This is a genomic window from Streptomyces sp. f51, from assembly GCF_037940415.1.
GTDB lineage: Bacteria > Actinomycetota > Actinomycetes > Streptomycetales > Streptomycetaceae > Streptomyces.
This window is the reverse complement of the sequence record NZ_CP149798.1, coordinates 785,819-798,372: the sequence shown is the minus strand read 5'-3', so window position 1 is coordinate 798,372 and position 12,554 is coordinate 785,819. Positions and strand designations below refer to the sequence as shown.

Below are 12,554 nucleotides of genomic sequence, written 5' to 3'. Positions count from 1 at the left end.
GTCAGTGGTGGCAGCTTTACTGGACGTCATGACCATCGCGGACCATCTCGACAGGATCGACCGGCTGTGCGCCGAGGAGTTTCCCACGGGGCACGGCGGGTCGGTCTCCGGGTCCTACGGCGGTCCGGGGGGCGCGGGGTTCCATGTCGTCGAGCTGGAGCGCAGCACCGGTTCCGCGGCGGGCCCGGAGGGGGAGAGGGAGGAGGCCGAGCAGTACGAGGCACAGCGGGAGGCCCTGGCGCAACGGCTCGGCGACCGCTGGGGGGATCCGCACTGGATGAGCCTCGACGGCGTGTTCCTGCGCGCGCAGCAGGGCGACGAACACATACCGGAGCCCTGGGCGTCCCTCGGTTCGCACATGAGGAACGCGCAGGTGTGGAGGGTGGACGACATCGGCCGCTGGGTGCTGCTCGGCATCTCCCGGCTCGGCGAGGACCAGGAGTTCAGACTGCTGGCGGTGATCACGGACGTGGATCCGCCGTGATCCGGGAACCGGGCCCCAGTGATCGGGGAACCGGGCCCCAGCGATCCGGGAGACAGCAGCCACCTGTGGTCGGAGACAGCAGCCGCCTGTGGCCACGGAGACCGCCCGCGGTGACTCGGTGAGCAGAGGGACGGCACCGTCGAAGGCGAGCCGGCGCGGGCTGCCGCAGCGCGGCCGGTCCTGCGGCGGCCGGTCGCAGGGGTGCCGGTCCTGCGACGGTCAGTGACAAGGGTGCCGGTCAGGCGGATTGCCACAGCGGCGTCGGTCCGGCCGCCTCAGGACGTCCGCGTCGCCGCCCGCAGACGGCCGTACTCCTCGGCCATCGTCGCCGCGGTCCAGTGCGCGTTGAGGCCGCTGGGGTTGGGCAGTACCCACACCCGGCTCGACCCGATCGTCCGCTCCTGGGGACCGATGCGCGCCGCGCGGTCGCCGAACGCCGATCGGTAAGCGGTCACTCCCACCACCGCCAGCCACTCGGGACGCAGCCGCTCCACCTTCTCGCCGAGCAGCCGCCCGCCCTCGCGGTACTCCTCGGCGCTCAGCTCGTCGGCGCGTGCGGTGGCCCGCGCCACGACGTTCGTGATGCCCAGCCCGTAGGAGAGCAGTTCGTCCTGCTCGGACGGCTTCATGAGCCGCGGAGTGAACCCGGACAGGTGCAGCACCGGCCAGAACCGGTTGCCCGGCCGGGCGAAGTGGTGGCCGGTGGCCGCCGTCATCAGACCCGGGTTGATACCGCAGAAAAGCACCGAGAGGCCGGCCGCGACGACATCCGGCACGAGCCGGTCGCGGGCGGCCTCCAGGTCCGCTCGGGTGAGGCTGGTCAGAGGATCGCCCCGGGCGTGTAGCCGGCGGCCTCCGGGTGCTGCTTCACGATCTCCTCGACACGGCCGACGACGACGGCCACCTGACCGGCCGCGGCTCCCGTGAAGGACAGCTTGTCGGCCATCAGCTCGTCGAGCTGAGCGCGATCCAGCGGGATCCGCTCGTCCGCCGCGAGCTTGTCGAGCAGCTCGTTGCGCTCGGCGCCCTGCTCGCGCATGGCGAGGGCGGAGGCGACGGCGTTCTCCTTGATCGCCTCGTGGGCGACCTCGCGGCCGACACCGGCGCGCACCGCGCCCATCAGGACCTTGGTCGTCGCCAGGAAGGGGAGGTAGCGGTCCAGCTCACGGGCGACGACGGCCGGGAAGGCGCCGAACTCGTCGAGGACGGTCAGGAAGGTCTCCAGCAGACCGTCCAGGGCGAAGAAGGCGTCCGGCAGGGCGACACGGCGGACCACCGAGCACGACACGTCGCCCTCGTTCCACTGGTCGCCGGCCAGCTCGCCGGTCATCGACGCGTAGCCGCGCAGGATGACCATCAGGCCGTTGACACGCTCGCAGGAGCGGGTGTTCATCTTGTGCGGCATCGCGGAGGAGCCGACCTGGCCGGGCTTGAAGCCCTCGGTGACCAGCTCGTGCCCGGCCATGAGCCGGATCGTCTTGGCCGTCGAGGAGGGGGCGGCCGCCAGCTGCACCAGCGCGGTCACGACGTCGTAGTCCAGGGAGCGCGGGTAGACCTGGCCGACGGAGGTGAAGGCACGCGAGAAGCCGAGGTGACCGGCGATCCGCTGCTCCAGGTCCTCCAGCTTGGCCGCGTCGCCGCCCAGCAGGTCGAGCATGTCCTGGGCCGTGCCGACCGGGCCCTTGATCCCGCGCAGTGGGTAACGGCCGAGCAGCTCCTCCAGGCGGCCGTACGCGACGAGCATCTCGTCGGCGGCGGTCGCGAAGCGCTTGCCGAGGGTGGTGGCCTGGGCGGCCACGTTGTGCGAGCGGCCGGCCATGACCAGCTCGGCGTACTCGCCGGCGAGCTTGGCCAGCCGGGCGAGGACCGCCACCGTGCGGTCACGCATCAGTTCCAGGGAGAGCCGGATCTGGAGCTGCTCGACGTTCTCGGTGAGGTCGCGGGAGGTCATGCCCTTGTGCACGTGCTCGTGCCCGGCGAGGTCGTTGAACTCCTCGATCCGTGCCTTCACGTCGTGCCGGGTGACCTTCTCGCGCTCGGCGATCGAGGCGAGGTCGACCTGGTCGAGGACACGCTCGTAGTCGGCGATCGCGGCGTCCGGTACCTCGATCCCGAGGTCCTTCTGCGCCCGCAGCACGGCGAGCCAGAGCTGACGCTCCAGTTTGACCTTCTGCTCGGGGGACCAGAGCGTGGCGAGCTCGGCGGAGGCGTAGCGTCCGGCGAGAACGTTCGGGATACGGGGCTTTGCAGGCGCGGCTGTCACGTGTACGGAGCATACCGGCTGTCCGACGAGGGTTCCGTTCTGTCCGCCGCGTCCCGGATGCGCAGGTCAGGGCGGAGCGGCACCCCCCGGCGGACCGGGGTGTGCGTGAGAGGTGCGGGGACGTGGGAGAGGTGTCGCGCTCGGCGCGCACCACAGATCACGTCGTCGCTCCTGCCGACCGCCGGTGCTCTCGGCGGATTGACGCTCAACTCCTTTGAACAGAAGGGAGTTGTTCACCGTATTGATGGGCGGATGCCGTGGTGGAACGTTTTCGCAGGGTTCGTGCTCAGGATCCCGACCGCGGGGGACGGCTTCCGTAGCCTGCCTGGGCGTGCGGATCCGGGCGGGACTGTTCGCTGCCGACCACAGCGCGCAGGGCCCCGTAGGTCTTGGAGGTGAACCGGTCGTGGGCGAGCGTGAGCTCGGCCATGATCAGCTGGTTGCGCTCGTCGTTGACTTCCTCGATCTCCTGCATGAGCCGGGAGTTCTTGGCGCGCAGTGCCGTGTTCGCGTTCCGCGCGTCGTCGAGGGCTCTGGCATGGCTGCCGAGTCTGATGGCGGTGATGGTGGCCCTGCGGGCCATGGCTTTCTCTCGTTGGGCCAGGTCCAGCTCGCGCCTGTGCATGTCCAGCTCAAGACGTCGTCGGTGCTCTGCCATGACGCTGAGATCATGCCGTGTTCGGGCGTCGGCCTGGCTCACCGTGTGGCGGAGCAGAGCAGCAAGTGCCCCGGCCACGCCCATGGTTAACAGGCCGATCCCGACTGTCGCCAACTCCCATGTATGGTGCCAGACGCCTACGCCCACGAATGTCCAGCCGGCTGTGCAGCTGGCGGCGGACGCGAATGCCAGTCTGTACGCCACGTCTTGTTACCCCCTTGCAGTGGCCCCCCGGCTGTCGTCGGCATCGAGATCCTTTTGGAGCTCGATCGCTTGGACGATGTTCCCGCTGAGCATTGTGCGGATTCTGAGATCAGTGATTCCCCATGCGTCCATGGCCTCCTCCGGGGTGAGTGTTGCTGAGGCTACCCTCCGTACCGCGGGCTGAGGCCCGTGTTCCGGCGGAAGCATGCCGCTGTTCACCAACATCTCTCGCTGGTCGAGGCCGAGTACTGACGCCCATGTCGTCAGTTGCGAGGGAAGGGGGAGGGTCTTTCCTTCCAGCGTCCTGCTGATCGTCGTGAGGCTCACTCCAATCGAGGTGGCCAGCTGAACCCGGCCGCCTGCTCGTGGGCGGACGTCGTACCCGGCCGCTGTCGCAGCGTTCGTGAGGTACTCGCCCACCCTCCTTGCGAGAGCTTGTCGCTCGTCGCGGGACTCGTGGGGGGACTCTTCCATGCTCCGCATGGTCCGGAGACTAGCGCGCGTGTATGCAACTTGCACGCGACTTGCATGCGTGCATCTTCGCAGGTCAATTGGTGTATGAGTGTCATGGCAGGCCAAGAGGGACGGCTCGCACGCCAGTTCCCAGCAAAAAGTCTCGCCGTGATACCGGCGAAGCAACTTGCGTGCATGTACGCAAGTTGCATATGTTGCATGACTGTGAGTTAGTCGCACGTATGCAAGTCCCTTTGAGGGGACCCTATTTGCACCGCCTCGGCATCGGCTCGAACAGGCACCGGAGCTGCGAGGCATCCGCGGGGGGACGCCTCGAAACGTTCGGACGCGACGACCCGGTCACCGGCGCCCGGGCCCGGCGGCCACGGCCTGAGCGGTCCGTCGCAGCACCTGCCCACCACAGTTCATCCACTCATGAACGGAGTAGGCCTTGATCGCCGAGGCTAACGCCGCCACACCGCGGTTCGACACCAGAGAACCGGCCCTTATCGCCCGCGCGCTCGCGGGAGACCGGGACGCGTTCGGGGAGCTCTACGCACTGCACCACCCCGCGGTCCTGGCCTACGTGCAGCGCCGCGTACGCAATCGGCAGGTCGCCGAGGACATCACCGGCGAGACCTTTCTCAACGCCTGGATGAAACGCGGGACTTTCACCTATCGAGGTATCGGGTTCGTGGGGTGGCTGATCACCATCGCCAGGAACAAGGTCATCGACCATTGCAAGAGTGCCCAGCGCCGCGAGTTCGTCGTCGAGGACATGCTCGGCTTCGACGAGGATCTCACGGTCAGTACCGAGGACACCGTACTGATCAGTCTGGACGAGGAGTTGCTCCGCAGGGCGCTGGAACAACTGCGGCCACCGCAACGCGAGGTCCTCACGCGCAGGTTCTTGATGGAGTTCTCGGTGCTGGAGACCGCGCGCCAGATGGAACGGTCCGAAGGCGCCGTGAAGACCTTGCAGTTCAGAGCGCTGGCCAAGCTGCGCAGTGAGTATCTGGGGGTGGCGGCATGACCACCGTGCCTGGGATGCGTTCGGCCGTCGAAGCTCATCTCGCCGAGCAACTCAGCGCCTTCGCGCGGGAGTTCGTCGCCGATCTGGAAGCGCAGGGGCGTCTGGTGGAGGCGGGCGGCGCCGGCGTCCTCGAACGGCTGCGGACGCAGGTCGAGGCCGGGCAGAACTGCCCGGAGGCCTATCACGCGGCGGTCGACACCATCGTCGAGGACTGCGGCTACCCGAGCGAGGTCGCCATGCGGATCGCCACCGCGCTCAACCGCAAGGGGCTGATCCCGGGCGACGAGGTCGAGCCGCGGCACGACGGCGAGCGGGCGTCCGCGCCGGACCGCGAGGAGCGGGACCCCGGTGCCGACGGCTCGGAACCCCGGCACGACCGCGCTCCCGCACCCGGGACGGACCACGAGGAAACCGCTCCGCGTGGCGAGGGACCCGAGCCGCGCCGCGATCACGGCCCCGCGTCCGTGCCCGAGCTCTTGGGGCCGGTTTCCGTGCGCGAGGGGGTCGAGTCCCGGCGTGATCACGGTCCGGCGTCCGTGCCCGAGCTCTTGGGGCCGGTTTCCCTGCGTGAGGGGGCCGAGGTTCGGAGTGATCACGGCCCCGCTTCCGTGCCCGACCTCGTGGGGTCCCGTTCCGGTGCTGGAGGCCCCGAGCCGCGGCGCGATCACTCACCCGCGTCCGTCCCGGAGCTCATGGGCCCGGCGTCCGGCGGCGACGCGCCCGAGTCCCGGCGCGACCATGCCGCCGCCGCGGTGCTGGACGGCACGGGACCGGGTTCCGGAGCCGAAGGCCCCGAGCCGCGGCACGACCGGACCTCTGTGGGCGCACCGCTCGTGCCGCCCGCGCGCGGTGCGATCGTCCTGCATCTCGCGGACCGCGGCGCAGGCCGGATCATGGCGGAGCACGGTGCTTCGCCGGTGCCCAAGCGCGTCGACGGCCAGGTCCCGCGGGTCCGGCCGGCCGCCGCGCGGTCGCGCGTGGTCGGCTGGGGCAGCGCCTCCGCCCGGGCGGTCTCCGTCGCCGCGAGCCTCCAGTCGGACCACCTCGCACGCCTGGAGGCCATGCAGATCACGGCGGACGGCGAGCGGGTGACGGTGGCCATCAAGGCCACGTGCCTGGACGACTGGGAGTACTGGCTCGACGCGATCGGGGCCCCCCGCAACGTGCGGACCAGGACGGCCGGACACGCGCAGGTGGCCGCGGGAACGCTCGACGGGGTCGCCGTCCACCTCACCGCGCACGGTGTCCCCGACCTCCTCCAGGAGGCGAGCGACGCGGCCTTCGATCCCTTCTACCTCTGGGGGCGGATCTACGACCTCGGGATGGGGCAGGTCGACCGGACCGACCGCATCTGGCTGTCCCTCGGCCGGCGCCAGGACGAACGCGGGATGCCTCTGCTGATCCTGCGCGGCACCGACGGTCCCCCCTACCCGCTCGCCTCGATCGTCATGGCGCACGGCCCGCTGACGGCGACACCTCTGCCCACCGGCGGAATGGCCGGGGACAGCGCCTGACCGTCGGCGGTGCGCCGCCGCGGCTGGCTGTTTCTCACGCGTGGCACCCCACCCCTCTGCATGAGGCGAACCGGGCACGCATGTCCACTTCCGGTCACGTTCCGTGTACTGCACCTGGCGCAGAGCGATATCGGCCTGTGGCAGGCGTGGTCGCGTGACGTGGCTGGTTTCCCACCTTGCCGACGGCCCGCCGCAACGGTGCCGATGGGGCACATCGGCCCTGATCGGTCCAGCGGTGGCGTGTCGGTGCCAAAAGGTACGCACCCGTCTTTGCCCCGGCCACACCGCTGAAAGGCGGAGGCAAGTTCCTCCCACGGCGCTTCGGCGCGTACTTCTCAGGCCCACGCATGAGTGCTTTGATGTTGATTCCAGCTGTAACTCGCGGCTGGCCTGTTACTTGTCATCCCGTCCAGGGTGACGAGACGGCTCCTCTCCATGCTCCGCAAAGCTGGAGGGGCCGTCGGCGGGGCCCGGCGTACGCGCCGGGCCCGGCCGTACTTCCGGGGCGTGTGCGAGCGCGGCAACGGCACTCTCGCGCTGTCGAGCGCCCCCCGTGCGCCCTGTGGCGGACGAGGGGGAACCGGTAGCGTCTGCTTCATGCGGAGCATGGGCCGCCGTGTCACTCGAGAGAGCGACACGGCGGAAGCCGTCCGGCGGGCTTCCGCCCGGCCCCGCGGCCACCAGATCAGGCGCCGCGACCGTCCGTGACCGGACCCTTGTAGGGCAGGAGCTCGGGCCGCTTCGCGGGCAGTCCGTCGCCGGACGAGCGCCCCGTCAGCCGACGCCCGATCCACGGCAGGAGATGCTGCCGGGCGAAGCGTGCGTCGGCGGTGCGCCGGGAGACCCAGCCGGGCGGCGGAGTGGGCGCCGACGGGACGTGCCAGTCCGCGTCCTCCGCCTCGTATCCGAGGGTCTGCCACACGGCCTCCGCGACGCGGCGGTGTCCGTCGGCGGTGAGGTGCAGCCGGTCCACGTCCCAGGAGCGCGGGTCGGCGAGCGAGGGCGCTCCGTAGAGGTCGACCACCAGGGCGCCGTGCCGCTTCGCGAGCTCGTCGACGACGGTGAACAGCTCCTCCATGCGGGGACGGAAGCGTTCCAGGACGGGACCGTTGCGGCCGGGGCTGCGCATCAGGACGAGCTGCTCGCAGGCCGGGGCGAGACGCTCCACGGCCTCTTCCAGCAGGCCGCGGACGCGTCCCATGTCGACCTTGGGCCGCAGGGTGTCGTTGAGACCGCCGACCAAGGTGATGACATCGGGCCGCATCGCGGCGGCCACGTCCACCTGTTCGTCGACGATCTGCCCGATCAGTTTGCCGCGCACCGCGAGATTGGCGTAGCGGAAACCGGGTGCGCGGGCCGCCATCCGGCCCGCGAGGAGGTCGGCCCATCCTCGGTAGGAGCCGTCGGGCAAGAGGTCCGACATGCCCTCGGTGAAGGAGTCGCCGACCGCGACGAGGCTGGTGTAGGAGGCATTCATCTGCATGGCGAGAAAGATGGTAACCCGAACACATACCCATCGGTCTGTCGGACCGTCCTGACCCGGGGTCCGGCCCCGGCCGGGACCCCCGAGCGACCGCCCGGACCCGGGGTCCGGCCCCGGCCGGGACCCCCGAGCGACCGCCCGGACCCGGGGTCCGGCCCCGGCCGGGACCCCCGAGCGACCGCCCGGACCCGGGGTCCGGCCCCGGCCGGGACCCCCGAGCGACCGCCCGGACCCGGGGTCCGGCCCCGGCCGGGACCCCCGAGCGACCGCCCGGACCCGGGGTCCGGCCCCGGCCGGGACCCCCGAGCGACCGCCCGGACCCGGGGTCCGGCCCCGGCCGGGACCCCCGAGCGACCGCCCGGACCCGGGGTCCGGCCCCGGCCGGGACCCCCGAGCGACCGCCCGGACCCGAGGTCCGGCCCCGGCCGGGACCCCGAAGCGGTCCCCTCCCGCGCCTACGCCGGCTGTCCGAACAGCTCTCGCAGGACGTCCTCCATCGTCACCAGTCCCGTGAGCCGGCCGTCGCTGCCCATGACCCCGGCGAGATGGGTACGGCTGCGGCGCATCGCGGTCAGCACGTCGTCCAGGGGCGTGCTCTCCCGGACACGAGCGATGGGCCGCATGTCCTCGACACGGAACGGCAGCTCCCGAGGAGCCGCGTCCAGGGCGTCCTTGACGTGCAGATACCCGACGATCCGGCGTCCGTCGTCGACGACGGGGAAGCGGGAGAACCCCGACTCGGCCGACAGCCGCTCCAGCTCCTCCGGAGTGACGCCCACGCGCGCGTAGACGACGCGTTCGACCGGGAGGACCACGTCGTGCACGGGCCGGCGGCCCAGCTCCAGGGCGTCACGCAGCCGCTCCTGGGCACGGTGGTCGATGAGCCCCGCCGCACTGGAGTCCTTCACCAGACGGGAGAGTTCGTCGTCGGAGAACGTCGCCGCGACCTCGTCCTTCGTCTCGACCCGCAGCAGCTTCAGCAGCCCGTTGGCGAAGGCGTTGACCGCGAAGATCACCGGGCGCAGCGCGCGGGACAGCGCCACCAGTGGCGGTCCGAGCACCAGCGCCGTCCGTACGGGCTCCGCGAGCGCCACGTTCTTCGGCACCATCTCGCCGAGCAGCATGTGCAGATACGTCGCCAGGGTGAGCGCGATGACGAAGGAGACGGCGTGGCCCGCGCCCGAGGGGACGCCCACCGCGTGGAACACCGGCTCCAGCAGGTGAGCGATGGCGGGTTCGGCCACGATGCCGAGCACCAGGGTGCACAGCGTGATGCCGAGCTGCGCGGTCGCGAGCAGCGCCGAGACGTGTTCGAGGCCCCAGAGCACACTGCGTGCCCGCCGGTCGCCGCGTTCGGCGTGCGGTTCGATCTGGCTGCGGCGCACCGAGATCAGTCCGAACTCGGCGCCGACGAAGAAGCCGTTCACGACGAGGGTCGCGAATCCGATCAGCAGTTGTACGGCGGTCATCGCGCGCTCTCCTCGGCGTCGTGCGGGGCGTGCAGCAGCACCCGTGCGGCCCGCCGTCCCGAGGCGTCCACGACGTCGAGCCGCCAGTCGTCGGCCTCGACGGTGTCCCCCTCGGCGGGGATGCGGCCGAGCTCGGCCGCGATGAATCCGGCCAGCGTCTCGTACGGTCCGTCCGGCACGCGCAGTCCGACCCTGGCGAGCTGGTCGGTACGGGCGAACCCGTCGGCCGAGTACAGCGCCCGGCCGTCGGCGTCCGTGCCGACCGGGGCGAGGTCGGGGGTCTCGTGCGGGTCGTGCTCGTCGCGGACCTCGCCGACGACCTCCTCCACGATGTCCTCCAGCGTGGCCACGCCGGCCGTGCCGCCGTACTCGTCGATGACCACGGCCATCGTGCGCCGGCCCGCCAGCCGGTCCAGGAGCCGGTCGACGGTCAGCGACTCCGGTACGAGCAGCGGCTCGCGCATGATCTGCGAGACGGGCGTCTGGGTGCGGTTCGCGGCGTGCACCGTCAGCACGTCCCTGATGTGCGCGACCCCGACGACCTCGTCCAGGGTCTCGTGGTAGACCGGGAACCGGGACAGGCCGGTCGCCCGGGTCGCGTTCGCCACGTCCTCGCAGGTCGCCTGGACGTCGAGCGCCATGACCTGGACGCGGGGTGTCATCACGTTCTCCGCGGTCAGGTCGGCGAGGTTCAGGGTGCGCACGAACAGTTCGGCGGTGTCCGCCTCCAGCGCGCCCTCCTTGGCGGAGTGCCGGGCCAGCGCCGCCAGCTCCTGGGGTCCACGGGCGGAGGCCAGCTCCTCGGCCGGTTCGAGGCCGAAGCGGCGTACGACGTGGTTCGCACTGTTGTTGAGATGGGCGATGAACGGGCGGAACGCGGCGCTGAACCAGCGCTGCGGGGTCGCCACCCGCTTGGCCACGGCCAGCGGTGAGGAGATCGCCCAGTTCTTGGGCACCAGTTCGCCGACGACCATCAGGAAGAGCGTCGACAGCGCCGTACCGATGACCAGGGCCACCGAGCGCGAGGCGGAGGCCGGGACGCCCAGCGACTCCAGCGGGCCCGCGATGAGCTTGGCGATCGAGGACTCGGAGAGCATGCCGACCACGAGGTTCGTCACGGTGATGCCGAGCTGGGCGCCGGACAGCTGGAACGTGAGGTTCCGTACGGCTTTCAGGGCTCCGGAGGCGCCCCGCTCGCCGCGCTCCACGGCGCGTTCCAGTTCGCTGCGCTCGACCGTGGTCAGCGAGAACTCCGCGGCCACGAAGCCGCCGCACGCCAGCGACAGCAGAACTGCGACCAGCAGGAGCAACACTTCGGTCATCGGGTCACCTCCGTCCCATGATCGGCCAGGGACGGGGGGATCGCGCGATGTCCGCTGTCGCCGTGGGAATCACGGCCGCGGGGACTGGGAGGCTCGCCCATGGGCGGACGCTCACACCTTTCGTCGGAGGGAGTACGGTCCAACAAGGGTAAAGGACAGGCAAAGCGACGCTCGCCGGTGACCGCCGCCCGCCCTCGGAGCCTCTGTCCGCGCCGGGACGGCCTATTCGGTCAGCGGCTTCACCCAGCGTCGCCAGTGCTCCTCCGGCGTGTACCCAGCGGCACGCCAGGCATGGTGGGCGGTCTCGTTCCGCTTCAGCACCATGGCGTCCCCGCGCCGCCCGCCGAGGCGTACGAACCGTTCCTCCGCCGCGGCCAGCAGCGCCGACCCGATCCCCAGGCGCCGTCGGTCCGGACGGACCGCCAGCCGGTACAGATGACAGCGCCAGCCGTCGAAGCCGGCGATCACCGTGCCCACCAGTTCCCCGTCGCGCTCCGCGAGCAGCAGGGCCCCGGGGTCCCGGGCGACGAGCCCCTCCACGCCGCCGCGGTCGTCACTGATGCTGGTGCCCTCCGCGGCCGCCTTCCAGAAGGCGAGCACGGCGTCGAGGTCCTCGGGCCGAGCGGCCCGTACGCGCAAGTCGGTCATGGTCCGATCCCACCACGGGGCCCGAACGCCGGAACGGTATTTCCGCCATGCGGACGCTCACCGGCCGCGCAGTGCGCCGACCACGGGAGCGAAGGTCTCCAGGTTCGGCTCCAGCACCGTCAGATACGAGAAGCCATGGCGCTCCCGCAGATCACGGACCTGATCGACCAGCTGCTCCACCGTCCCGATCAGGACCACCGGCAGATCGAGCGCCTCCCGCTCGGTCAGCCCGTGGAGGCGGGGCAGCCACGGCCGGACGGCGGCACTCCGGTCGTCGGTGACGGAGACGATCTGGATCAGCAGATTCAGTTCGGCCGGCTCCTCGCGGCCGACGGACGCCTTCCGGTGGAGCTCGACGCGCGCGTCGAGCTCGGTGGCCGTGAGCGGTTCCAGGGTGCCGTTCCGCCCGGTGCGCGCGCCCGTGAAGGCCACGGTGTCCGCGTGCTCCGCGGCGATGCGGAGCATCCGGTCCCCGTTGGCCCCGATCAGCAGGGGTACCCGCGGCGGCCCGCCGGACCCGGACTCGGGAGCCTTCCCTCCCGGCCACGGAGTGCCGTCCCGGAGCGATCCGTCCGGGCCGAGGAGACGCTTCAACTCCTCGACCGTGCGCAGGAGATGGTCGACGCGCTCGCGCGCCGTGCCCCAGGGCAGGCCCGCCGTCGCGTGCTCGGCCGCCATGTACCCGGTGCCCAGGCCGAGTTCGAGACGGCCGCCCGTCAGTGCGGCGGTGGTGGCCACCTCGCGCGCCAGCAACGCGGGATTCCAGAAACCCGCGTTGAGCACGAAGGTGCCGAGCCGGGGCCGCTCGGTCGCCGCCGCGGCGGCGACCAGCGAGGGGAAGGGAGCGGGCATGCCCAGATGGTCCGCCACGGTGATCACGTCGTAGCCGAGCGCCTCGGCGCGGCGGCACCTGGCGGCCCACTCGGCCGCGGTCGCCGGGGCGATCAGGCTCACACCGAAACGGAACGGGCGCGGCATCGGACATCCCTTCCTCGCTGATCCCCGGGCCCTCGGCGGACCGGG

12 protein-coding genes are annotated in these 12,554 nt (G+C 71.2%); 3 read left to right on the top strand and 9 right to left on the bottom strand.

Going from position 1 to position 12,554, the window contains the following annotated elements; genetic code table 11:
* Window positions 1-28: 28 nt before the first annotated feature.
* Window positions 29-484 carry a hypothetical protein gene (locus WJM95_RS03570; RefSeq protein ID WP_339127990.1) on the top strand — a complete coding sequence of 152 codons (456 nt, stop codon included), beginning with the start codon at window positions 29-31 and terminating at the stop codon, window positions 482-484.
* A 275-nt stretch (window positions 485-759) separates the two neighbouring features.
* Here the strand turns inward: WJM95_RS03570 and mug are convergent, their stop codons facing one another.
* From mug to WJM95_RS03550, 4 genes are all read right to left on the bottom strand, one after another.
* Window positions 760-1,308 (bottom strand): G/U mismatch-specific DNA glycosylase, encoded by a 549-nt coding sequence (mug, locus tag WJM95_RS03565; RefSeq protein ID WP_339135336.1) that lies wholly within the window; start codon window positions 1,306-1,308, stop codon window positions 760-762.
* Complete coding sequence (gene purB, locus WJM95_RS03560; protein WP_339127989.1) at window positions 1,305-2,747, bottom strand: adenylosuccinate lyase; 1,443 nt, start codon at window positions 2,745-2,747, stop codon at window positions 1,305-1,307. The genes mug and purB overlap by 4 nt, the downstream gene beginning before the upstream one ends.
* 286 nt (window positions 2,748-3,033) lie before the next feature.
* Entirely contained in the window at window positions 3,034-3,405 is a 372-nt protein-coding gene (locus WJM95_RS03555; RefSeq protein WP_339127988.1) for a hypothetical protein, read from the bottom strand.
* 210 nt (window positions 3,406-3,615) lie between these two features.
* Window positions 3,616-4,083 (bottom strand): transcriptional regulator, encoded by a 468-nt coding sequence (locus WJM95_RS03550; protein WP_339127987.1) that lies wholly within the window; start codon window positions 4,081-4,083, stop codon window positions 3,616-3,618.
* Between the two features lie 430 nt (window positions 4,084-4,513).
* Between WJM95_RS03550 and WJM95_RS03545 the strand changes: the two genes are divergently transcribed.
* Both WJM95_RS03545 and WJM95_RS03540 read left to right on the top strand, forming a co-directional pair.
* Window positions 4,514-5,095: a sigma-70 family RNA polymerase sigma factor gene (locus tag WJM95_RS03545; protein WP_339127986.1), complete on the top strand. Its 582-nt coding sequence runs from the start codon at window positions 4,514-4,516 to the stop codon at window positions 5,093-5,095.
* Window positions 5,092-6,609, top strand: a complete 1,518-nt coding sequence (locus WJM95_RS03540) for a BN159_2729 family protein (RefSeq protein WP_339127985.1) — start codon at window positions 5,092-5,094, stop codon at window positions 6,607-6,609. The genes WJM95_RS03545 and WJM95_RS03540 overlap by 4 nt, the downstream gene beginning before the upstream one ends.
* A 685-nt stretch (window positions 6,610-7,294) precedes the next feature.
* On the opposite strand, the gene WJM95_RS03535 is transcribed toward WJM95_RS03540, so the two are convergent.
* From WJM95_RS03535 to WJM95_RS03515, 5 genes are all read right to left on the bottom strand, one after another.
* Window positions 7,295-8,092, bottom strand: a complete 798-nt coding sequence (locus tag WJM95_RS03535) for an SGNH/GDSL hydrolase family protein (RefSeq protein ID WP_339127984.1) — start codon at window positions 8,090-8,092, stop codon at window positions 7,295-7,297.
* Window positions 8,093-8,547: 455 nt separating this feature from the next.
* Entirely contained in the window at window positions 8,548-9,561 is a 1,014-nt protein-coding gene (locus tag WJM95_RS03530) for a hemolysin family protein (RefSeq protein ID WP_339127983.1), read from the bottom strand.
* Window positions 9,558-10,883 carry a hemolysin family protein gene (locus tag WJM95_RS03525; RefSeq protein ID WP_339127982.1) on the bottom strand — a complete coding sequence of 442 codons (1,326 nt, stop codon included), beginning with the start codon at window positions 10,881-10,883 and terminating at the stop codon, window positions 9,558-9,560. Before WJM95_RS03525 ends, WJM95_RS03530 begins: the two co-directional genes overlap by 4 nt.
* Window positions 10,884-11,105: 222 nt before the next feature.
* Window positions 11,106-11,531, bottom strand: a complete 426-nt coding sequence (locus tag WJM95_RS03520; RefSeq protein WP_339127981.1) for a GNAT family N-acetyltransferase — start codon at window positions 11,529-11,531, stop codon at window positions 11,106-11,108.
* Window positions 11,532-11,588: 57 nt separating this feature from the next.
* The gene (locus tag WJM95_RS03515) at window positions 11,589-12,509 is read right to left on the bottom strand and encodes a TIGR03621 family F420-dependent LLM class oxidoreductase (RefSeq protein WP_339127980.1); all 921 of its coding nucleotides are present in this window, start codon (window positions 12,507-12,509) and stop codon (window positions 11,589-11,591) included.
* Between the last annotated feature and the right edge of the window lie 45 nt (window positions 12,510-12,554).